The sequence below is a fragment of the Candidatus Poriferisodalis sp. genome, assembly GCF_965208485.1.
In the GTDB taxonomy this organism is placed as follows: Bacteria; Actinomycetota; Acidimicrobiia; order Acidimicrobiales; family Poriferisodalaceae; genus Poriferisodalis.
In genome coordinates this window covers 639710-661306 of record NZ_OZ242344.1, presented here as the reverse complement: position 1 = coordinate 661306, position 21597 = coordinate 639710, and the positions used below count along the sequence as shown (strand labels likewise).

The window sequence follows — 21597 nt, the reverse complement described above, 5'->3', positions numbered from 1 at the left end:
CCGATCATGGCAGCACGGTCATGGCAAGGTCGTCATTTCAGAACCGTCATGGCATCACGAAGCCGCCGTCCACCACGATGGTCTGCCCGGTGATGTAGCCAGCCTCGTCCGACAGCAGGAACGTGACGGCACCCGTGATGTCGGCTGGCTGCTGCGGTCGGCTGATGGCCCGATTGGCGGCATAGAGCTCATGGCGCTCCGAAGGGATCTGTTCCGCAGAGGGTCCCTCGGTGAGCCCGGGCGCCACTGCGTTGACGGTGATGCCGTGATCACCCAGTTCGCGCGCCATCGCCCGGGTCAGGGCAATCAATGCACCCTTCGAGGCGATGTAGTGAGCGAGCCGGGGGGAGCCATACAGCGCCGCATCCGAGGCGATATTGACGATCCGGCCTTCGCCGACGGCCATCATTTGCGCGACGAGCTCCCGGCTCACCAGCCACGGACCGCGGGCGTTGGTGGCCTGGACGCGGTCCCACTCGTCGGGCGTGATCTCCCAGAACGCCTTGCCGCCCACGGCGTCGGCGAGGCCGGCGTTGTTGACGAGACCCCAGATGGGTCCGCCGCCGTCGAGACGATCGGCGAACTCGTTCACCGAGGCGTGGTCGCTCACGTCGACCGTGTGCGACTCCGCCGAACCGCCTGCCGCACGAATCTCATTGACGACGCGATCGGCCCGCTCGGGCCGGAGCTCGGCGATCACGACGTGGCCCCCGCCCGCGGCGATCGCATGCGCCATGGCCTCTCCGAGCCCGCGCCCGGCGCCGGTGACCACGACGCGGCGATCGTGCAGGCTCATGTCTGTGCCGTTTGACTTCGGGCCGGTCGTGCGGCCGGCTCAGTCCCGCGTGATCCTCGCCATGGGGGAGTGTGGGGGATAGGTGGGGAGCTGGGGCTTCGATGCGCCCAGCATCACCACGAACAGGGCGTCAGTGTCGCCGACATTTCGGATCGAGCGGGCGGTGCCGGCGGGCACCTTGATGAGGTCGCGGTAGCCGAGCAGCCGGCTGGCCGCTTCGTCGCCGTCGTGGATGGTGACCTCGAGTTCGCCCTCGAGCACGAAGAACGCCTCCTCGACGTCGTGGTGGGTGTGCTCGGGGCCCTCGGCACCGGGCGGCAGCAGCATGTTCGAGAACGTGAAGTGCTCGGCGGCCAGCGCCCGCTCGTCACCCTCGTGATTGCCGGTGCCGCCCGAGCCGATGTAGCGGATCTGGGCGCGGCGATACTGCGGACCGGCCTTGGTCTGGAACGCCAGCGTGTCCCAATCCTCACGCCGGCTGTCTGCTGTGGCGCACATCGAGTCGATGCGTTCCTCGAGGTCGGCTGCTGGTGCTGCGCTGGGTGTCTCGGATGGGGCGGCGGTCTGGCTCATCGGTGTCGTCCTGTGGTCGAGTACGGCGGAGAGTGAAGAGGCGGAGCGGCGGTTGGGCTGTTCGACGGGTCGCAGGGCAATCAGTCAGCGGCGAGCAGCTGCACCGGCTCGGGCTGGGCTGCCAGTCCGAAACGCTGCCGCTGCGCCTCGAAGTCGCCTTCGAGCGCGCGACGCAAGTGCACCACAGGGCGATCGGCCTGCGCCAGATGCTCGTCGCGGCGGGCTTCCTCGACGGTGCGCAGGCCTTCGAGCATCTCCTTGTCTTGATTCAGGACGTGCAGGTGCGTGCCGCGCAGGCGCAGCCGGTAGAGCGTCCGCCAGATTCGGCGCTCGCGGCCGGACACCGCACGGAAACGGGGGAAGTGCACCAGCGTGGCGGCATTGTCACGCGGTGTCAGGAATCCCAGGATCCGCAGCGGCGGACCCGGCCCGGCACTGGGCGGCAGCGGGATGTCCAAACGCACGTAGCTCAGCGCCCCGGTGTGGACGTCGATCCAGTCGAAGTTGGTGCCGGCTTGGTCGCGGCGGCGTACCTCGAACCCGTCGTCGTGATCGTCGACGACGACCCGGTCGTGCGTGACGCCCTCGTTCAGCGTGATCGAGCGCGCGTGCAGAAACGGCGCATGCATCAGGTCCACGAGGTTTTCCAGCCCGAGCATCCAGTTGGCGCCCCATTCCACGGTCTCGGGGAAGGTCGAGTACTGCTCGCCAGTGAACTCAGCCGGAAGCTTGAGCGGCTCAGGCAGGCTCTCGCCGATCCACGCCCAGAGATAGCCGGCTTGCTCGCTGACGGGATAGCTCACGCTGATGCGGGTGCGCTCGGCCAGCGAGCAGGCGCCGCCTTGGGACGGCACCGATGTGCACTGGCCCTCGCCGTCGAATCGCCAGTGGTGGTACGCGCACTGCAACTGTCCGCCCACGACATCGCCGACTGACAGCCTTGCGCCCCGGTGCGGACACAGATCTGCCATCAATCGCACTGCGCCGTCGCCATCGCGCCACGCCACCAAGTCCTCGCCGAGGAGGCGTGTGGGCACTGGCTGGGCGCCCACGAGGTCGGCCACGCCCAGCAGGTACCAGCGGTCCCGCAGTCCGAGACGGGGGTCGCCCTTGGGAAGTTCGGGGGCCGGAGGCCAGATCGGCGGCCGTCGCGCTGCGCGTCGCGCGCCGATACCGGAGTACTGGGAGATGCGGTGTCGGGCGAGTTCGACCAGCACTTCGGCCTGAGCTCGCACGGTCCGAAGTGCCGGTGAGGTTGCTGCTCGCGGTGCCGACACCATGGCGCGCAACTGTATTCGCCCCAGTCGCCGGACTCGGCGGGCCGAGGCTGGACTCAGGGTTCGCGCGGGTTCAGTCCCCGGTGAGGTGCGCCACGCGCGGCATGACGTCGTGGGCGAGCAGCTCCATCGAGCGTCGCCATGATTCGGCGCTTTCGGGCGTCTCGGAGTAGTCGAAGCAGAACAGCAGCAGGTGACCGAAGCCGCCGACATCCGCGTGGATCTTCTCGATTGACGCTGCCACGGTCTCGGGTGAGCCCACGAGCCAGTTGTTGCGGGCGCAGTAGTCGACGGTGACTACGCCGTCGGCGGGCGGGTTGCGCTCGTCGATGAGGAACTGGTGGAAATCGAACGCGCCGAGCAGCGGAATGAAGTACTCGGTCATCATCCGGCCCATCATCCCGCCGTAGGAGTGCTCCCAAGCCTCCTCGTCGGTGGGCGCCACGAAGACTTCGCGCACCATGCGCCAGTCGCTGCGGCTGATCTCCCGCCCGGCGCGCCGTGCGCCGGCTTCGTAGGAATCCCAGTGTCCGCTCACATATTGCGGGTTGAGGTTCAGGCTGAGCGGGATCCAGCCCTTCTCGCCCGCCATCTCCAGCGTCGGGGACGGCGAGTTCAGCCCGGCCACGGCAATCGGCGGGTGCGGCTGCTGCAACGGCTTGAGATGCTGCACGAGGTCCAGATCGGGCATGCCGTGGGGCACCGAGCCCTTCCAGTGCTTGCCCTCGTGGGTCCAGCCGGGCTCTTGGGTCCAGAGGTTCAGGATGAACTCGACCGACTCCTGGGTCATCTCTCGGTTCTCGCCGGCCATGCCGTCCACGCCGAACATCTCCCAGTCGCTGGGCAGACCGCTGGCAGCAACCCCGAAGTTCAGCCGGCCCTCTGAGATGTGGTCCAGAAGCGAGATGCGGTTGGCCAGCTCAGCAGGATGGTAGTAAGGCATCAGGAAACCGCCGGGGCCGATGCGGATGTTCTCCGTGCGCCGCAGCGCCTCCAGCGTCAGCAGGTCAGGCGCAGGATGAGGCTCCCACTTAGCGGCATGGTGCTCACCGATCCACGCCTCGGCGAATCCGTACTCATCAGCCCATTCGATGACCTGCAGGTCCCACTCCCAGCCTTCGCGCAGGTCGCGCTCGGGCGGGTGGCTCGGCATGGTGAACAGTCCCAATTCCATCGTGATCCCCTGTCAGGCTCAGCGGCGCTGCGAAGTCATGCGCCTCGCCGCCGAAACCTACTGCGAACGCCGATGCGCGTCTGCAGCCCGCAGTTAGGGTCTCGTCGATGGCTGGTGAACTGGTGCCGGTCCGACGCCTGTTGCTCGCAGCGATTGGTGCCGTTGTGGCGATGGCGGTCATCGGGTCGTGTGCCACCGACGCCGGCCACCACGTCGATGCGGAACCCGGCTGCAGGGCGCATGCGGGGCCGGAACCGGCGGATCTCCTGGATTGGCAAACCGATTATGACCAGCCACATCCCGCGGTGTCGTGTGTGGTGGGCGACGGGATTCTGGCGGGATGGTGGCAATGGCACGAGTTCTCGGCACCCGACTGCACCTACGTTGCGGTGCTGCCCGTCGAAGGCCCCGATGAAGACGGCGACCTGTTCTGGTCGCGCCGGAATGCGATCGAGCCAGTTCAGCTCCGCGCAGGCGACGTCGTGGTCGGCTACGCCACGGTCGGTGTCGGCAACTCGGGCCCCATCTCATCGACTGCCAGGGCCGAGTGCTTCCTTGAGCACATCGGTCCCGAAGACGGTCCGGAGGAGTAGGCGGTCACCGAGATCGTCGACCTCACGGAGCCGTCCGCTGGGAATCCAAGCATCAGCTCACGCGGCTCTTGGGCACCATGGTCACGCTCACAGGCATCATCGTGGCTTCGCTCCGCGCCTCGGTTTGACAGACCATTCATTTGACAGACCATTCAGTCGTCGGGTCGGGTCTGTTGAAGCGCGCGTTGCTCCGCTCAGGATGACCGCCGCCGACTGGCCGGCCGGTCCGAGTCGTCGGATCGGATCCGTTGTGGTGGGGGTTGTGCTCCTCGCCGGTGCTACAGCCGACAACGCGGCGAAGACGCGCATTCATCGGGCGCATTCAGGATGCGGGGTCGTCCCATAGCGGTGTGACGCCGGCTGTGGGTGGCGGAGGTCTCGTTGTGGTCGGTGCCTGCTTCGGTGAACTGCGCTTGGCCGCGGGCTGTGTCGAACGGTGTTCGGCATTGGGTTGCGCTGAAGGGCGCTCGGCTTTGGATTGCGGCGAGCCGCGTTTGGCTGTGAGTTGCGGCGCACCGTGTTCGGCCGCGGGCTGGGGTGCTCGGCGGTTGGGTTTGCGTTGGGGGGCCGGTTCGGCGGGTTTGGCTGGGTCGGGGGGTGCCAGCCGGCAGCGGCCGTCTCGGATGGTCACTTGCCAGTTGTGGTCGTGGATGAGGTCGTGGCAGTGCCAGCACACCAGCACGAGGTTGTCGAGGCGGGTCTTGCCGCCGCGTTGGCAGGGGACGATGTGGTGGGCTTCGCATTCGCCCGGCGGTTCACCGCAGCCGATGCACGCCCCGTCGCGGGCGATCAGCGCGCGACGTTGTGCTGCGGTGGGTGCTCGGCTGGCGACAGTTTCATAGAGCGGTGTGAGGTTGTCGCCGAAGATCTCGACCGAGACATCGGAGTTGCAGGCCAGCCGCCCCAAGGTGCTGGGCGGGATCGGGCCGACACCGCAGATCTCGGCGATGCCGACGGGCGTGCCGACGAATGCGGCAAAGTCGGATCGCACGATGATCTCTGCTGGTTTGGTGCTAGCCGGAGGAATCGACCTGGCTCGTGATGCAGGCTCGGCATCGCCATCTGACTCAGCGCTGGTGACGAGGAGTGTGTCGAGGGCGTCGGCCATGCGCTGGTCGCGGGTGCGCACGGCCGCTTCAGGCACGGAGCCAGCGTCGCTGTCGCCACCGTCACAGGCTTGTCCCCGGGGGCTGCGAGTGGGTCTGGCGGCGGCGGTCTGCTTGGCGAAGCAATTCAGCCTGACGGCGAAGGCGCTCCTGGATGCGGGCGCCCATCTCGGCATCGAACGAACCGCGCATCTGCACTGAGCCGTCTTCGCCGTTCCAGAACCGCAGGTGGCGATTGCGCCGGTTGCGGCGGTGCTGCGCGGCGAGATCCTCGGCGCTTTGGTGCTGGATGGCCCAGCGCTGCGCGGCCTGGGCGAACTCGTCTGGGGGGAGTGTCTTGGCCATCTGCACAAGATCGGCATCTGCCTGCACGGCGTCGGGGCTGGTCTTGCGCACCGTCTGAGCGAGCTTGGCGGCGTTCGCGAAGCTGATCTCTCCTTCAGCGAGGCCTGAACGGGCCACCGGCAGCTCAGCCAGCTCGGCCTCGGTGCGCGCGTTGCGGGCAGCATCGGCGCGAGACCGCCCGCCGACCTGATTCAGCAACCCTGCGCCGCCGTCGCCGTGGCACTCCCGCCGTGCGACGGCCGAAGCAGCCCTGGTCTCGAGCAGCTCGACACGTGAGCGCAGCGACTTCGCCAGCCCAAGCGTGCGGCGAAGCTCGCCGGTCGGTGCCGCTTCAACGCCGTCGAGCGCTGCGGTGAGGCAATCGAGCGCCTGCTGCACGTGTGAGAACATGCGTTCAACCTAGATGGGGGGTGTGACATCGAAGGGTCCATTTGGGTCGGCAGTTCGGGCTTGGGTCTGACTCGGGGTGTGACGGGCCGTTGTGCCTTGATCGTGATCTGTCGGTCTGGTGCTCGGGCCGCTTTGGGCCCCGAGGCAGTGGCTGCGCCCAAGGGCGGCGACGGGATCGTGGAGTCGATCCGCCAGATCCGGGTCGCGTCGCGTTCGACGCGTGCTCATCTCACCCGGGTCTCGAACCAGATCCGGGACCTCATCGTGACTGCTGCTGATCCGCTGCGCTGCGAGCTCGAGCCGCTCACCACAACCCAGCGGGTAGCGCGCTGCGCCCGGTTCCGGCCCGGCGACACGGCCGATCCCGCCCAGGCCGCCAAGCTGGCATTGCGCGCCCTGGCCCGTCAGCACCAGGCCCTCGACGGCGATCTCGCCGAGATGCGAGAACACCTCGACAAGCTCACCGCCGCCGCGGCCCCCCAGCTGCGAGCCGCCAAGGGCATCGGACCCGACGTCGCGTCGATCCTGCTCATCGCAGCCGGCGACAACCCCGACCGTCTCCGCAGCGAAGCCTCCTTCGCGGCGCTATGCGGCGCCAGCCCCGTCGAAGCCTCATCAGGCAAGACAGCACGGCACCGCCTCAACCAAGGCGGGGACCGCCAAGCCAACCACGCCCTGTGGCGCATCGCCATGGTCCGCCTCGCCACCCGCGAACGCACCCGCGCATACGCCGCCCGCCGCCAAGCACACGGCAAGACCCGCCGCGAGACCATCCGCTGCCTCAAGCGCTACATCGCCCGCGAAGTCTTCAACCTGCTCACCAAACCCCAACCCGCCCCCAACACCGAGGACCTCCGAGCCCAACGACACACCACCGGACACAGCCTCGCCACCGCCGCCGCCCAGCTCAACACCTGACCAGCCACCATCAGCGCCATCGAACGCGGACACGCACCCCACCACCACCTCATCAACGCCTACCGCAACCGGCTCAACAACCAACAAACCGCCGCTTGACGAACCATAGGAGCATCACGAATACGCCCACACAGCCATCGGCTCATCGGCCTGCTGCTGCGGGCGGTAGTGCCATCGGGAAATGAACCGGGTGATGTGACACCCAGCGGTCAGGATCGTGGGATGGAATTCACCGAACATGACTGGATTCGATTCGGCGATGCCGTGATCGACTACGAGATCAAGCGCAGCACGCGGCGGCACAAGACGATGGAGATCTCTGCTGGACCCAGCGGCGTCCGCGTCGCGGTGCCTGCAATCACGCCTTCTGAGGAGGTGGCGGCCTTCGTCCGCAACAAGGCGCATTGGATACTCGCGCACACTGCGGCACCGCGCGCATCACCGGCGCCGTGTGAGATTCCGAGCTCGGTTCCCTATCTCGGCCGGCAAGTGAACGTGGTCGTCAACAACGGGTGCCTCGCCGAGGTCGACGTTCGCTTTCGGCCCTGGGAACTGCAGGTGTTCCTTCCCCTGGAAACCGATGAAGCGAATGCCGCCGGGCGGGCTCGCAGTGCGCTCGCCGAGTGGTACTGGCTGCGTGCCTGCGAGCATGTCACGACGAGCGTCGACCGCTGGTGGCCCGATCTCGGACGTGACTGCATGCCGGAGATCCACATCGGGGACCAGCGCAAGCGATGGGGGAGCTGCGCTGCGGATGGCCGGCTCAGGTTCAACTGGCGGCTCGTGATGCTTGCCCCACGACTGTTGGACTACGTAGTGGTCCACGAGCTGGCGCACCTCACCGAACGCAACCATGGACCGGCGTTCTGGGCACTCGTCGAGGCGATCCTCCCCGATGTTGCCGAGCGAAAGAGGGCGTTGCGGTCGGCCGAGGGCACCCTTCCGATGTGACGGCAGGCTGTACCGGCTGGCTGGTACACGATTGATCCCGACGCATGGGCAGTCGGTGCCTCATACATTCGTAGGGGCACCTGATAGCGCACGCACTGCGGTTGCCGCAGCCGCGTGCACAGCCCTAGGAGGCTGGTCGGAAAGCCGCTATTTCGGCGTTTGTCAGATGCAAACCCGCAGGTCAGGGACTTGCTGTGTCGGCAAGATCCCCTTTTCCGACCAGCCTCCTAGGAGACTGCTGATTTATTCGGATCCGGGCAAGTCTGCAACGCTCTGACCTGCGGCTTTGTGTCCGTGAATCGGCGATTTCGGCAATTGCTCAGCAGTCTCCTAGCGGTGTGATCGGAGCGAACGGATGCCTGTTGACCCGGATCGGGAGACGTGGAAGCCGGGAATGTCCTGGGAGAACGCGGTCGCAGAGATCGCGTATCTCAAGGAGCTGGCCGCCGAGATGGGCGGGCCCGAGCGCATCGACCGCCAGCACCAGGGCGGGCGCTACACGGTGCGCGAGCGCATCGCCAAGATGGCCGATCCTGGCTCGTTCGTCAAGATGGGCGGTCTCATGGGCGGTCCGGAATACGACGACGATGGCAACATCATCTCGTACCTGCCCAACACCACGGCGCAGGTGGCACCCCGGGTCGACACCGGCGACCCGCTCGACCGGCGTCCCGATGAGCTGCTCAACATCATTCCCACGAACCGGCGAGCCGGCTACGACGCACGGGCGCTCATCCGCCACGTCGTCGACAACGGAGAGTTCTTCGAGATGCGCCAGCACTACGCCGGGGCGATCATCACCGGTTTCGCCCGGCTCGACGGCTACAGCGTGGGCGTGGTCGGCAGCGACCCGATGCGGCTGGCGGGCGCCATGGACGGCGACGGCGCCGACAAGTACACCCACTTCGTCGACCTGTGTGATGCGTTCAACCTGCCCATGGCGATCTTCCTGGACATGCCCGGGTTCATGCTGGGCTCAGCCGCCGGGCGCAAGGCCACCATGCGCCGCGGCGTGCGAGCGCTGATCGCATCGGCCGAGGCCAGCGTTCCGAAGGTGGAGTTCAACGTGCGCAAGTCCTACGGCGTAGCGGCCGACGCACCCAAAAGCATCGGCCTGCCGCACAATCTCAACCTGCGGTTCGGCTGGCCCGCGGGGGAGTGGGGCGGCATTCCCATCGAGGGCGGGGTGGCCGCGGCGTACCGGCGCGAAATCGACGCAGCGCCCGATCCCGAAGCGCACCGAGAGATGATCGAGGAGCGGCTGCTGCGCCTGTGCTCGCCGTTCAAGGCAGCCATGCATGGCGACGTCGTCGACCTCATCGATCCCCGCGAGACCCGCAGGCTGGCGTGCACGTTCGTGGAGCTGGCCCAGCCGGTGCTCGAAGAGCTGCCCGGCGACCCAACAAGCACGCCGTGCGCTCCTGAACGCCGCACGTCCCTGAGCGCCCGGCACGCGCCCGATTAGCGTGACGCCGTGACTCAGAGGCTGAGCCGGTAGGCGCAGCCGTGGCCCGAGCGGCCCGTGAGCGGAGCGAACAAGAGCGGGAGACAATCGGTGCCACAACGAGAAGGCTCTTCTGCCCACGCGATCTCTACTGAGAACGCGCTCAGGTTCGGGTGGCTGTCGCCGTGCATCGGCAACCGATGGAGCGACCACCGCCCGATCGTGGCCGACCAGGTGGAATGGCTGCTGCCCGAGGTGATCGGGCACTTCGACTCACTGTGGATCGCCGATCACTTCTACGGGTTCGACGCCAAGACAGATCCGTTCCTCGAAGCCTGGACCGCCATCACCTGGTGCGCGGCCCGCCTGCCCGGCGTGCAGCTGTGCCACCACGTGCTCGGACACGGCTACCGGCCGCCGGCACTCACCGCGAAGATGGCGGCCACGCTGCAGTACCTGTCGGGCAACCGGTTCATCCTCGGCATCGGGGCCGGTTGGCGGGGCGACGAATACGAGGCATACGGCTACGAGTTCCCGCCGCCCAAGGTGCGATTCGCCCAACTCGAAGAGGTGGTCACGATCTGCCGCCTGATGTGGACGCAGGACGACCCCAGCTTCGAGGGCGAGCACTTCCGCATCGAGGGCGCAGCAGCGCCGCCCCTGCCCGAGGTGCCTCCGCCCATCTGCATCGGGGCCTCAGGCGAGCAGATCGGCCTGAAGGTCGCTGCCCGTCATGCCGACATCTGGAACACGCCGTGGCGGCGCGATCTCGAATCGCTGAAGCGCAAGTGCGGCATCGTGGCGGACGAGCTCGACCGGCTGGGCCGTGACCCCGCACACGTCGAGATGTCGACCACCGTCGAGCGGGCGCTGCCGACGACCGACAGCGAATCAGCGGAGTACGTCGAGTTCCTGGCCTCGCTGGCCGAAGTGGGCATCCGCCACTTCGTGCTGGACTTCGGCAACCCCGACAGCGCCGAGCCGGCCCACCGGTTCGCCGAACAGGTCATCGCGCCCCTGCGGGTCCAAGCGGCCTGACTCGGTTCATTCGCCTATTGCCCTGCGCGCCCGAGAGCGTAGCGATCAGTCAGCGAACAGCTCCAGCTCGGCAGGTGTCGCCGACCCTTCGCTGGCTCTGGGCGAGCGCATTTCTGCCCGTTCCAGGGTCTCGGTGTAGACGCTGTGGGCAGATCGACCGGCTGATTCGAATGCCATGACTTCGGTGCCGATGAACTCGACGGCGACCGGGTCGCCGCGGCGTACGGCGGGATCGGGACCGCAGCGCACGCGCAGTCGCGTGCCGTCAAGGTTTGCCACCACCATCGAGTCGTGGCCGTAGAACTCCACCAGCTCGACCTCTGCGCCGGTTCCCGCACCCAGCCGAAGCTGCTCGGGGCGGAGCATCACATCCACGATGCCGGACGGGGCAGTTGCTTCCCACGCACCGTTGTCACTGTTTGATGCCGTGCCGCCCACGGGGAGGCGGCCGAGCGCTGTGTGCGCGACGCCGCCGGCGGCCTCGCAGCGGAGCCACGATGCGGTGCCCACGAAGTCGGCTACGAACGGGTCAACCGGCTGGCGATACATCTCGTCAGGCGTGTCGACTTGCATGAGGCGGCCGTCGCGCAGCACGCCGACTCTGTCGCCCACCACGAAGGCCTCGTCTTGGTCGTGGGTGACGAACACTGCCGTGATGCCCAGCTCGATCAGCAATCGCCGGACCTCGCTGCGGACCTCTTCCCGCAATGAGGCGTCGAGATTTGAGAACGGTTCGTCGAGCAGCAACACCCCTGGGTGCGGGGCCAATGCCCGAGCCAGGGCCACTCGCTGCTGCTGCCCTCCTGACAGGGTCGACGGCAGGCGGTCCTCGAACCCGGCCAAGCCCACGAGATCAAGTGCTTCGCCGATACGGCGGGGTGTTCGCTTGGCGCGTTCGAGCCCATAGCCGACGTTGCGGCCAACGGTGAGGTGCCCGAAGAGTGCCCAGTCCTGGAACACCATCCCCACCCGGCGCGACTCCGGCGCCACCCAAGTGCCACCGCGGCCTGGCGGGCCTGCCACGAACCGGTCGCCGAGCTGAATAGTGCCTGCGAGGGGGCGTTCCAGCCCCGCAATCAGGCGAAGCAGCGTTGTCTTGCCGCACCCGCTCGGGCCGAGCAGGGCAACTGACTCGCCGGGCTCGACCCGCAGCGACAGTTCGCGCACCGAGTACTCGCTCGCCGCTGGCCCGGCCGGGGCGTCGACGTCGGCAGATGTCTGAACGGCTTGCAGGGGTCCGTAGGAGTGCGTGACGTTGTCGAGGACAATGGATCGAGCCCCGGGCCAGTGGCGATCATGGCTGTTGCCGAGCCGTGCGTCCGACTCAGCGGGAGCCGTACCTCGCCTGCGTCGCTGTGACCGAAATGCCCGGACCATGCGCACCGACAGAAGTATATGCAACCGCGTTCGAAGATATCCAGAAGGGTGAATGCCAGGTGATGACGATGCCTGCTACCAGTTGGTAGGCATAGCTAATGACACTGAGCTCCGCTGCCGGCTGTTCGACGCCGAAGTAGGTTCACATCGAAATACAGCGTGAACCTTGGGGAATGCCGTGACCGTGACGAACGATGACCGGGTGGAGATCAGGGATCTGATCTCTCGCTGCAACAAGGCGATCGACACCGGCGACGCCGACGGCTACGCCAACACCTTCACGCTGGATGGGCGGTTCATCGGGATCGTCGGCACCTTCACCGGCCGCGACGAGCTGTGTGCGTTCGCCGCCGCCTCTGCCACCGAGGAGCAGTACGCCGAGTTCGTTTCCGCACAGCACTGGGTGACCAACGTCGTCGTCGATCCGGTGAAGGGCGACAACGAACGGGCCACCGTGCTCAGTCACCTGCAGATGGTGAAGCCCCTGGCTGACGGCGGACGGATCCTGCTGGTCGGCCACTACGACGACATCGTCCGCAGGGCCGATGGCGGCTGGCTGTTCGAGCAGCGGATCGTGGTCTCGGACGCTTGAGACCCATGCCGGCGTTCGACATGGCCCCCAAGATGGCCGAGGGGCTGCCCGCACCCGCGGGTGTGTGGTCACCGATCCCGAAGTACAGCTTCGTGGGCGGCAACAACGATTCGCCCAGTGTGCCGGTCGGCGGACTGACCGAAGCCGCTATGGCGGTGCTGGCCAAGCACGGATCGAACCTGGCCACCTACAACCTCGGCGGCAACCCGCAAGGGTTCGAGGGATTGCGGAGCTTCGTCGCCGAATCGCTCGCTGCGAACGCCCACATGACCACCGATCCCGATCAGGTGCTGGTGGTGTCCGGCTCACTGCAGGCCCTCGACCTGGTCAATGCAGCGTTCCTGCGTCCAGGCGACGTCGTGGTTGCCGAAGAGGCGACATACGGGGGGATGATCTCGAAGGTGAAGCGCCGCGGCGCGAGCTGCGTCGGAGCCGAGCTCGACGACGACGGGATCATCCCCGAGCGCCTCGAATCGCTGCTCGACGAGCTGGCTGCAGCCGGCACGCCGCCGCGGTTCGTCTACACCATCCCGACCGTGCAGAACCCCACCGGTTCGGTCATGCCCGTCGAGCGCCGGCGGCAGATCCTGGCAATCGCCCACCGGTTCGGGGTGCCGATCTTCGAGGACGAGTGTTACACCGACCTGCAGTGGACCGGCGAGCGTCCGCCAACACTGCGGGCGCTGGACTGCGCCGAGTCGGAGGGGCAGAGCGCCGTCGTCTACTGCGGCTCGTTCTCGAAGTCGATTGCCCCTGCGCTTCGGGTCGGCTACTTGGTGGCCGACGTGCCGATCATCCGGCAGTTCGCTGCCCTGAAGGACGATGCCGGTACCGGCGCACTGGAGCAGCTCGTGCTGGCCGAATATGCGAGCGCCCACTTCGACGACCATGTGAGCCAGCTGCGGGACACCTTGCAGGCGAAGTGCCGAGTGATCCGTCGCGCAGTGAACACGCACCTCGGTGCCTTGTCGCGTGTGGCGATCAAGCTCGGCGGGCCGGTGCAGGTGACCGACCCCAAGGGCGGCATCTTCGTGTGGCTGACGTTCCCGCCCGGCACCGACACGGCGCGCTACTTGGCGCCCGCGGCGGAGCGGGGCATCCAGTTCAACGAGGGAGCGGCGTGGTCGGTCGACCCGGCGTGGGGTGCGTGCCGGATGCGGCTGTGCTTCGGCAGCCTGTCCGATGACGACATCCGCGACGGCGTCGCCGCCCTCGCCGAGGTGATCGCTGCGAACTAGCAGCCGCGTCAGCAAACGTTTGCGCGGTGGCCGACGCCGCCCATCCGCTTGATTTCAAGCCTTCCAGCAATCACCGTCACGGCGAAGGTTGCCTGATGCGGCACTAGCAGCCGCTAGCCGCGACGTGCCTGACCGGCCGCTAACCGCGGCCGTGACGCAGGAGCTTGCCGGGGGTTGCACCCGCGCGCTCGCCGTCACGGAACGTCTCGACGCCGTTCACCAGGATGTGCCGGTACCTGTGCGCACGCTGCACCCGGCGCCATTCGCCGCCTGGCAGGTCGTAGACCGCCTCGCCGATCCACTCGGGATCGATGGCCAGTTCGTCCATGTCATAGACGAGCACATCGGCCGGTGCGCCTTCTTTCAGCATACCGCGATCCTTGAATCCGGCTGCGTGCGCTGCGAGCGATGCAGCCGCCCGCATCGATGACTTCTTTGGACGGCTTGTCGGGTCGTCCGCCGATCTGGGCTATCCGTCCGTCGGAGATCCACAGGTCTCCCCGGAAGCTCGGCACGCGTGTCCCGTCCACGATCGTGCCGTTCTTGATGTGGATGTCGTATTCCTCCACGATGTTCCCCCTTGGCTCAGCGTGCAGCACAAAAACCTAACGCAGCTTCGTAAATCGGCAGCTCTGCCGGGAGGCTGAGGGTGTCAGAAAATGCTGAAACCGCCGTCGATCTTGATGACGTCGCCGGTGTGCCAGCGAGAGGCGTCGCTCATCAGATACACCGCGATCGGGCCGAAGTCGTCAGGCACGCCCCAGCGGCGCATCGGGATGCGCGGCATCACGTTGGCGACGAACTTGTCCCAGTTGAAGAGGCGCTCGGTCATCGCCGTATCGATCCAGCCGGGGATGATGGCGTTCGCAGTGATCTTGTAGCGGGCCATCTCGACCGACAGGCCCATCATCATCGCCAGCATGGCTCCTTTGGTAGCTGCATACGCCTGCCCGCGGGCAGCGCCCTGGATTGCTGTGCCACTCGAGGTGAGCACCAAGGCGCCGCCCTCGCCTTGGGCAATCATCTGCCGGGTGGCGGCGCGCAGCGTAAAGAACACGCCGTGCAGGTTCACGTCGATGACGCTGAACCAGTCCTCATCGGAGTGCTCGTGGAAACCCTGCTGGTTCTGGGTGCCGATGCCGGCATTGGGAAAGCAGGCGTCGATGCGCCCGTAGCGCTCCACGACCGCTGCCATGGACTCCTCGACCTGTTCCTGGTCGGAGACGTCGCAGCGCAGCGCGCTCGCGGACGGGTTGATCTCTTGCAGCTCGGCCTCGGCCGCAGCGTTCTTTTCCGGACTGGTGCCCCAGATGCTGACGTCGGCGCCGGCAGCGGCGACGCCGCGGGCATAGCCAAGCCCGATGCCGCCGTTGCCCCCGGTGATGACTGCGACTTTGCCAGTGAGGTCGAAGCCTTCGTACTGGTACGCCACAGCGGGTTCAGCCCTTGATCTGGCGCATGAACATGCCGTTGTCGAAGTAGTCCCGCCAGAAGGTGATCAGCCCGTCGTTGACCTCGAAGATGCCCATTACCGGCAGCTCGATGAGGCGGCCTGAGCCGGTGTGGAAACGGTCGACGCGCTCGTTCATGACCGTGTTGCCGGTGGCCGTCTGTCGCAGGACCTCGAACTCCACGGGTCCGTCGCCCTTTGTCAGGCCGCTGAGGAACTCCTTCATGGCATCCGGGCCAGTCATGTCGCCGACCGGCACATTGTCGTAATAGACATCGGCGGACACATGGGCAGCAGCGCCGTCGAGGTCCTTCGCCTCGATGCAGGCGATGAACTTGCCGACGACCTCGGTGGGGGTGTCAGCGGAAGCAGTCGAATCAGTCATGTCGGGGCAACCTTCCGGTTTGGCCTGGCGGCAGGCGGATCCCGCCGCCGGGATCTTGTCCTAGCACGCGCCGTCGGCCAGTGCCGCGGCATCCTCACCACCTAACCTGACACCACCGAGTCCAGCAGCCCCATCCCGCAAAAACGCGAAGGCTCCCCGAGATAGCCGATCTGGCCGAGCGAGGCGTGCTCCGCTCCAGCGACTGACCCCGAGCGAGGCTCCGGCGAACTCGTCCCGGAATTCCCATCCCATATCCGCACCGCCTGTGTCACCGCGGGGTGAAACTGGCACATGAGCCGTTCACCTAGGACGAGTGGTGAGATGACCAACGGTTGGCCGGACGAGAGCAGCGCTCGGCAAGCAGCGTGCATCCGCTGGCCACGAATGAACGCAGCCCCAAGATCGCCCACATCAAAGCCCGCACCGCCAAACTGCCCTGGCGCGGCCTCGACAAAACCAACGCCTGGCTCGACCTGCGCGTCGCAGCGCTCAACCTGGACCTCGCCGGCCGCCTCGGCATCATCGCCTGACACACACCCCCGACCCCGTCACACCACCAGCCACACACCCGCACCCGCCAGCCCACAACACCAACCACAAACCCCAATAACCGACCACCCTCCTAGTGGTGTGTCGCAGTTTTCCTCCGGGCATCATGCAGCTCGCTGACCTGCAAGAATGGGCTTGCTTCAGCCCCAGCCATTTCAGCGACACACCACTAGGTCGTATCGCCGGCGAAGAGCAAGGCGACATCGCTGCCCCACTCAAGCCCTGCTAACTCCGTCATTTCGCGCATGAGCCTTTGATGGTTTCTCGCTGATCGCGAGACGTACAGGAACCACTCGGGGTGTCCCGGAACTTGCCGGTAGTACTGGGCGCGCTTGCTTCGCAAGATAGGAGCAGACTCCCTGACCGCTCGCGGACTCTTCATTCCCGGCTTGACCAACGCAGCCAGCTCACCGAGCAAGCCGCCATTCCCGTTCTGCAGTTCTGAAGCAAGCAGCAGATATATACGTTTGTACACGGTCGCTTCGTGCTCCTTGCCCTGAATCCGAATGCCGCGCAGGGCGCCTGACCCAGTTGCCGGCTTGGGAGTCGGTCCCTCTGAAGATGGCTTGTTGGTTACAGGGTCGCCGAGCTGCTTGAGCCATCTCGTCACCGCGGCCTTCATTCCCGAGGTCAGATCTGCCGGTGCGGCACGCAGCCAAGCAAAAACATCACCGTGCTCGTTTGATGCGCCGGGTACCGCAGAAGACTGCCGCAGGAACGTCTCGGCATCTTCGCGCCAAGGCCTTGACCCGGTCGCCTGTTCAGCGCTCTCAATGAGCAGGTCCCGCAGCAGTTCATCCGGTTCGGACAGCAACGCATTCCAAGCCGCTGGGAGCGCCTTTCGGCCTTGTTCACGATTGAGGATGTCTGCAAGGCGCTTCTCGGCATTGGACTTCGCTTTGCCTCTGACAACTTCCTCGCGAGACAGGTAACGCTCCATGTCGGCCGCCATCGCTGCGAGATCACGGCTCTCCTTGATCTCGTGGTGACAGAAACGACGCTCGGTCGGTTCACCTGCTGCCATGCTCAGGTACAGGTCCCATACGTTGCCGTCGGTCAACACCAGCAGGGGAACTCCTTTGTTGTTCGCGTAGCCGAAGAGCTGGTCTTCAGCCTTGACGCTGAGATTGCCTTGTCTCTTGGCCTCGACGAATACGAGAGCGGAGCCATTCGGTCCAAAAAGCGCATCATCGACACTTCCCGTCCCCACTGCGTGTTCGGCCAGCCACTGGCTTGGATCCGCGGGGTCCCAATCCAGAGCGTTCAGCAGCGGAGCGATTACAGCCGAGCGCACTTGCGCCTCGTTGGTGAGCGCACCGGAGGCAAGCGTTTCTCGCGCTCTACGGAGTGCGTCTTCAAGCCCCACTTGAATCTCCCGGCTTCGGCAGGCATCATAGATCACAGGCCGACATAGATGTGAGTCGTGCTCCGTGGGCCCGTCCACCCCCCAACTCCTCGGTCCACCATTCGATGACATCGGACATCTCGTCCAGTAGTAGGTGCTCGAGTTCATCCCGGGCGTAGTCGGTCCTGAGTGGGTCATCGGGGAAGAGTCCGTCGTAGGTATATGGCCACGGCGGTGCTGGCGTTGGGTGAGGAGGCGTTCCATCCCGCGGTGCTGACGCTGTGGCGCGACAAGCTGCGTGCGAGCGGCCGGGAGCCTCGAACTGGACGACGCTCAGGCGGACGCTGTGGGGCTGTTGGGGCTGGTCGCGGGCCAGGACACCGAGCCCGTCGGGGACGAGCCGGGCCGGTGGCGGATCAGGCGGGGCACCGCGAAGCACCGGGTGCTCAGCGTGTTCGATCCCGAGTCTCGGCATGCCCACAAGACCGCTCACAGCTGCCGCGACGGCTGCAAAGCGCACATCGCGACTGCGCCGCACACGGGTGTGATCACCGCCGCGAACCTCACCCCAGGCGACACGGGCGACGCTGATGGGGCGATGGGCCTGCTCGCCTCCGCCCGGGCACAAGCCCGCACCACCGAATTCGCCCACGACTATTCCCAGCATCGGCCCCTCGCTGAGCGCAGCATCGCCTGGCTCGTCCGCCGAGTCCGAAGACGCCCCTGCATCGGGGATGCTCGCAAGGTTTTGGCAGTGATACTGGCATAAGAATGCTAGGGTGCCTGTCGGGTTCGTCGAGGCTCGGCCGAGATTGCTTGGCAGCCGGGGGGACGTCATGGACATCGTGCTGATCGGGACGGGATCGCCGTTGCCTGATGCGAACCGTGCGGGGCCTTCCACGCTGGTCAAGGCGGGCGACGCCCACATCCTCGTCGACGCCGGCCGCGGCACTGTGATGCGTATGGCCGGCGGCGGTTCGCTGCCGGTTTTCTTGAGCGCTGTGCTGATCACGCACCTGCACAGCGATCACGTGTGTGCGCTCAATGATGTGATCACGACGCATTGGGTGATGTGCCAGGGCAATGCGACGCTGCAGGTCTACGGCCCGCCGGGCACGGCGCGGTTCGTCGAGCGGCAGCTCGGTGCGCTGGAGGCGGACATCGGCTACCGGATCTCGCACCACGACGTGCTGGTCAACGAGCCGCAGGTCGCGGTGGCCGAGCTGGAAGCGGGCGATGCGTTCGACATCAATGACGTTCACGTCAGCACGGCGGCGACCGATCACGCGCCGGTGCGACCGACGCTGGGGTACCGCCTCGAGCACGACGGTGCGGTGGCCGCCATTGTGGGGGACACGGTCCCGTGCGTCGGCGTGGACCGGTTGGCCGCAGGCGCCGATGCCTACGTCCAGACGGTCATCCGGAGCGATCTCGTCAAGCTGACCCCCAACGAGATGTTCCAGGACATCCTCGACTACCACTCCGACGTTGAGCAGGCAGCCCAGACGGCGGCTCGTGCCGGCGCCAAACGGCTCGTGCTGACCCACATGGTGCCGGCGCCCACGCCCGAGCAGTATCCGGAGTGGATTGAGCTGGCCGCAGCCCACTTCAACGGCGAAGTGATCATCGGCGACGACCTCACGACGGTCACGCTGCAAGAGGCTGAGCCGCCAGGCGAAGCCGTGGCCTGAGCGGCCCGTGAGCCCGTATTGAATCGAAACTGGGAACAAGAGCGGGAAACAAATGGGCGGCACGACGAATACCGGAGCCTTGATGACACATCCGGTCCAGCCCGCCCCGTTCGAAGGCCGCATCGGCCGCACGCTGGCCGAGTCCGAGCCGCACTTCGCCTCGTCGCCGCACCCGGGCCCCGATGCGCCGAATGTCGTGATCGTGTTGCTCGACGACACCGGTTTTGCCCAGTTCGGCTGCTTCGGCTCTGACATCGACACGCCCCACGTCGACGCGCTGGCCGCAGGCGGTCTGCAGTTCACGAACTTTCATGTCACCCCGCTGTGCTCGCCGACCCGGGCGTCGCTGCTGACGGGACGGTCCCAGCACGCGGTCGGCATGCGCTCGGTGTCGAATCACCGGACCGGCTTCCCGCATCAGCTCGGCCACATCACCAATCACGCGGCGACCGTGGCCGAGGTGCTCGGCTCGCAGGGTTACGCCACGTTCTGCTGCGGGAAGTGGCATCTGGCGCCGACCGAGGACATCTCCGCCGCCGGGCCGTTCGATCAGTGGCCGCTGGGCCGCGGCTTCGACCGCTTCTACGGCTTCCTCGAAGGTGAGACCGACCAGTTCCACCCCGAGCTGGTTGTCGACAACCACCACGTCGACCCGCCCGGCGGGCCCGATGGCGGCTACCACCTGAGCGAAGACTTGGTGGATCAGCTGTTGCGCATGATCAACGACAGCAAGGGCGTGCGCCCCGACCGGCCGTTTTTCGCCTACCTGCCCTTCGGCGCGACCCACGCACCGCATCAGGCTCCGCAGGCGTACCTCGACAAGTACCGGGGACGTTTCGACGAGGGCTGGGACGTGATGCGCCAGCGTTGGTACGAGCGTCAGCTCGCGCAGGGCGTCATACCGGAAGGCACCCTGCTCGCGCCCCGCAACCCGGGCGTGGAGCCGTGGGCGGAGCTGCCCGACAGTCATCGCCGCTTCGCCTGCCGCCTGCAGGAGGCTTTCGCTGCCTTCTTGGACCACACCGACGACCAGATCGGCCGTCTCGTCGACGGGCTGCGCCGGATGGGCCAGCTCGACAACACGGTCCTGATCGTGCTGGCCGACAACGGCGCCTCCCAGGAGGGCGGACCGTTCGGGGTCATGCACGAGATGAAGTACTTCAACGGCATCGTCGACGACCCCGACGACGTGATGGACCGTCTCGACGACATCGGCGGACCCAACTCGCATACCAACTACCCGTGGGGATGGGCCCAGTGCGGCAACAGCCCCTTCAAGTGGTACAAGCAGAACACCCACGAGGGCGGGGTGCACGTGCCACTGGTGATGCACTGGCCAGACGGCATCGCCGCCGACCAGCAGGGCACCCGCCGCGACCAGTTCGTGAACGTGTCCGACGTGGCGCCGACGGTGTACGAACTCCTGGGCATCACGCCGCCCGACGTCTTCCGTGGCTGCGCGCAGCTGCCGGTCACCGGGAGCTCGTTCGCCCCTGTGCTCGCCGACGCAGCGGCCCCGGCCGCGAACACGCTTCAGTACTTCGAGCAGTCCGGCTCGCGCGCTCTCGTGGTCGAGCGGGACGGCGTTACCTGGAAGGCGGTGACTCGGCATATCAAGGGGGAGTCCTTCGACGACGACCGCTGGGAGCTGTACGAATTGTCAGCGGACCGGTCCGAGTGCAACGACCTCGCCGAAACCCAGCCCGGCAAGCTGGACGAGCTGATCGGCCTGTGGTGGGCCGAAGCCGAGCGCCACGGCGTGCTGCCGCTGGACGACCGCATGATCGAGCTGTTCGTCGCCCGGCGCGACGATCACTCGCCCCATCCGACGAGCAGGCGCTACCGCTACCGCCCGCCGATGTCGCCGATTCCCTCGGCAGCCTCGGCGTCGCCGTCGGGCCGGTCGTGGGAGCTCACCGCGCAGGTGAGCCGCGGCGCCGACGACGCCGGCGTGCTGTGGGCCACGGGCAATGCCAACTCGGGCATGTCGGTGTTCGTGCAGAACGGCCGCCTGGTGGTGGACTACAACTCGTTCGGCGAGCACACGGTCGTCGAGTCCGAGTTGGAGGTGCCCGCAGGCGACTGCGCCCTGACGGCGCGGCTGCAGCGCACGAGCCGCACCGAGGGCGTCATCGAGCTGGCGATCGACGGCGAGCCCTGCGGGAGCGCGGAGCTGCCCTGCATGATGCGCATGATCTCCTCGATCGGCTCCAGCGTCGGCCTCGACCACGGGCAGGCAGTGTCGCCGCGCTACGTGGCGCCCTTCGCGTTCAGCGGCGCCCTGCATGCCGTCGACATCGACCGCAGCGGCGCGTCGCGGGCCGAAGCCGACACCGCGGCCCGCGCCGAGATGGCCCGCCAGTAG

22 protein-coding genes are annotated in these 21597 nt (G+C 66.7%); 11 read left to right on the top strand and 11 right to left on the bottom strand.

What is annotated here, in order from left to right:
* Positions 1 to 46 precede the first annotated feature (46 nt).
* From ACOGXQ_RS03150 to ACOGXQ_RS03135, 4 genes are all read right to left on the bottom strand, one after another.
* The gene (locus ACOGXQ_RS03150; protein WP_419946004.1) at positions 47 to 796 is read right to left on the bottom strand and encodes a 3-oxoacyl-ACP reductase family protein; all 750 of its coding nucleotides are present in this window, start codon (positions 794 to 796) and stop codon (positions 47 to 49) included.
* Positions 797 to 835: 39 nt separating this feature from the next.
* Positions 836 to 1294: a cupin domain-containing protein gene (locus ACOGXQ_RS03145; protein WP_419947329.1), complete on the bottom strand. Its 459-nt coding sequence runs from the start codon at positions 1292 to 1294 to the stop codon at positions 836 to 838.
* Positions 1295 to 1449: 155 nt separating this feature from the next.
* Positions 1450 to 2604, bottom strand: a complete 1155-nt coding sequence (locus ACOGXQ_RS03140) for a Rieske 2Fe-2S domain-containing protein (RefSeq protein ID WP_419946003.1) — start codon at positions 2602 to 2604, stop codon at positions 1450 to 1452.
* 115 nt (positions 2605 to 2719) lie between these two features.
* Positions 2720 to 3820 (bottom strand): LLM class flavin-dependent oxidoreductase, encoded by a 1101-nt coding sequence (locus ACOGXQ_RS03135; protein WP_419946002.1) that lies wholly within the window; start codon positions 3818 to 3820, stop codon positions 2720 to 2722.
* A 107-nt stretch (positions 3821 to 3927) separates the two neighbouring features.
* On the opposite strand from ACOGXQ_RS03135, the gene ACOGXQ_RS03130 reads away from it, so the two are divergent.
* On the top strand, positions 3928 to 4413 hold the full coding sequence (locus tag ACOGXQ_RS03130) for a hypothetical protein (protein WP_419946001.1): 486 nt from the start codon (positions 3928 to 3930) through the stop codon (positions 4411 to 4413).
* A 322-nt stretch (positions 4414 to 4735) separates the two neighbouring features.
* On the opposite strand, the gene ACOGXQ_RS03125 is transcribed toward ACOGXQ_RS03130, so the two are convergent.
* Positions 4736 to 5695, bottom strand: coding sequence for an HNH endonuclease (locus tag ACOGXQ_RS03125; protein WP_419946000.1), 960 nt, complete (start codon positions 5693 to 5695; stop codon positions 4736 to 4738).
* Positions 5583 to 6254 carry a hypothetical protein gene (locus ACOGXQ_RS03120; RefSeq protein ID WP_419945999.1) on the bottom strand — a complete coding sequence of 224 codons (672 nt, stop codon included), beginning with the start codon at positions 6252 to 6254 and terminating at the stop codon, positions 5583 to 5585. The genes ACOGXQ_RS03125 and ACOGXQ_RS03120 overlap by 113 nt, the downstream gene beginning before the upstream one ends.
* A 78-nt stretch (positions 6255 to 6332) precedes the next feature.
* Between ACOGXQ_RS03120 and ACOGXQ_RS03115 the strand changes: the two genes are divergently transcribed.
* The 4 genes from ACOGXQ_RS03115 (at position 6333) to ACOGXQ_RS03100 (ending at position 10605) form a co-directional block, all read left to right on the top strand.
* Positions 6333 to 7172 (top strand): transposase, encoded by an 840-nt coding sequence (locus tag ACOGXQ_RS03115; protein ID WP_419945998.1) that lies wholly within the window; start codon positions 6333 to 6335, stop codon positions 7170 to 7172.
* A 222-nt stretch (positions 7173 to 7394) separates the two neighbouring features.
* Positions 7395 to 8123, top strand: coding sequence for a M48 family metallopeptidase (locus ACOGXQ_RS03110; RefSeq protein WP_419945997.1), 729 nt, complete (start codon positions 7395 to 7397; stop codon positions 8121 to 8123).
* Positions 8124 to 8478: 355 nt separating this feature from the next.
* The gene (locus ACOGXQ_RS03105; RefSeq protein ID WP_419945996.1) at positions 8479 to 9588 is read left to right on the top strand and encodes a carboxyl transferase domain-containing protein; all 1110 of its coding nucleotides are present in this window, start codon (positions 8479 to 8481) and stop codon (positions 9586 to 9588) included.
* Positions 9589 to 9678: 90 nt separating this feature from the next.
* Positions 9679 to 10605: an LLM class flavin-dependent oxidoreductase gene (locus ACOGXQ_RS03100; protein WP_419945995.1), complete on the top strand. Its 927-nt coding sequence runs from the start codon at positions 9679 to 9681 to the stop codon at positions 10603 to 10605.
* Between the two features lie 45 nt (positions 10606 to 10650).
* On the opposite strand, the gene ACOGXQ_RS03095 is transcribed toward ACOGXQ_RS03100, so the two are convergent.
* Positions 10651 to 11982 carry an ABC transporter ATP-binding protein gene (locus ACOGXQ_RS03095; RefSeq protein WP_419947328.1) on the bottom strand — a complete coding sequence of 444 codons (1332 nt, stop codon included), beginning with the start codon at positions 11980 to 11982 and terminating at the stop codon, positions 10651 to 10653.
* A gap of 178 nt (positions 11983 to 12160) precedes the next feature.
* On the opposite strand from ACOGXQ_RS03095, the gene ACOGXQ_RS03090 reads away from it, so the two are divergent.
* Together ACOGXQ_RS03090 and ACOGXQ_RS03085 are read left to right on the top strand one after the other, a co-directional pair.
* Positions 12161 to 12574, top strand: coding sequence for a nuclear transport factor 2 family protein (locus ACOGXQ_RS03090; RefSeq protein WP_419945994.1), 414 nt, complete (start codon positions 12161 to 12163; stop codon positions 12572 to 12574).
* A gap of 5 nt (positions 12575 to 12579) precedes the next feature.
* Positions 12580 to 13812 carry a PLP-dependent aminotransferase family protein gene (locus ACOGXQ_RS03085; RefSeq protein WP_419945993.1) on the top strand — a complete coding sequence of 411 codons (1233 nt, stop codon included), beginning with the start codon at positions 12580 to 12582 and terminating at the stop codon, positions 13810 to 13812.
* A gap of 139 nt (positions 13813 to 13951) precedes the next feature.
* Here ACOGXQ_RS03085 and ACOGXQ_RS03080 read toward each other — a convergent pair whose 3' ends face one another.
* The 3 genes from ACOGXQ_RS03080 to ACOGXQ_RS03070 form a co-directional block, all read right to left on the bottom strand.
* Positions 13952 to 14182 (bottom strand): hypothetical protein, encoded by a 231-nt coding sequence (locus ACOGXQ_RS03080; protein ID WP_419945992.1) that lies wholly within the window; start codon positions 14180 to 14182, stop codon positions 13952 to 13954.
* A 282-nt stretch (positions 14183 to 14464) separates the two neighbouring features.
* On the bottom strand, positions 14465 to 15244 hold the full coding sequence (locus tag ACOGXQ_RS03075; RefSeq protein ID WP_419945991.1) for an SDR family NAD(P)-dependent oxidoreductase: 780 nt from the start codon (positions 15242 to 15244) through the stop codon (positions 14465 to 14467).
* A 7-nt stretch (positions 15245 to 15251) separates the two neighbouring features.
* A complete protein-coding gene (locus ACOGXQ_RS03070; RefSeq protein WP_419945990.1) occupies positions 15252 to 15647 on the bottom strand; it encodes a limonene-1,2-epoxide hydrolase family protein in 396 nt (131 codons plus the stop codon).
* Between the two features lie 332 nt (positions 15648 to 15979).
* On the opposite strand from ACOGXQ_RS03070, the gene ACOGXQ_RS03065 reads away from it, so the two are divergent.
* Entirely contained in the window at positions 15980 to 16177 is a 198-nt protein-coding gene (locus ACOGXQ_RS03065; protein ID WP_419945989.1) for a hypothetical protein, read from the top strand.
* A 188-nt stretch (positions 16178 to 16365) separates the two neighbouring features.
* Here ACOGXQ_RS03065 and ACOGXQ_RS03060 read toward each other — a convergent pair whose 3' ends face one another.
* Complete coding sequence (locus ACOGXQ_RS03060) at positions 16366 to 17598, bottom strand: hypothetical protein (RefSeq protein WP_419945988.1); 1233 nt, start codon at positions 17596 to 17598, stop codon at positions 16366 to 16368.
* 241 nt (positions 17599 to 17839) lie between these two features.
* On the opposite strand from ACOGXQ_RS03060, the gene ACOGXQ_RS03055 reads away from it, so the two are divergent.
* The 3 genes from ACOGXQ_RS03055 (at position 17840) to ACOGXQ_RS03045 (ending at position 21597) form a co-directional block, all read left to right on the top strand.
* Positions 17840 to 18310: a transposase gene (locus tag ACOGXQ_RS03055; RefSeq protein WP_419945987.1), complete on the top strand. Its 471-nt coding sequence runs from the start codon at positions 17840 to 17842 to the stop codon at positions 18308 to 18310.
* A 67-nt stretch (positions 18311 to 18377) separates the two neighbouring features.
* Positions 18378 to 19232, top strand: a complete 855-nt coding sequence (locus ACOGXQ_RS03050; protein ID WP_419945295.1) for an MBL fold metallo-hydrolase — start codon at positions 18378 to 18380, stop codon at positions 19230 to 19232.
* Between the two features lie 82 nt (positions 19233 to 19314).
* Complete coding sequence (locus ACOGXQ_RS03045; RefSeq protein WP_419945296.1) at positions 19315 to 21597, top strand: arylsulfatase; 2283 nt, start codon at positions 19315 to 19317, stop codon at positions 21595 to 21597.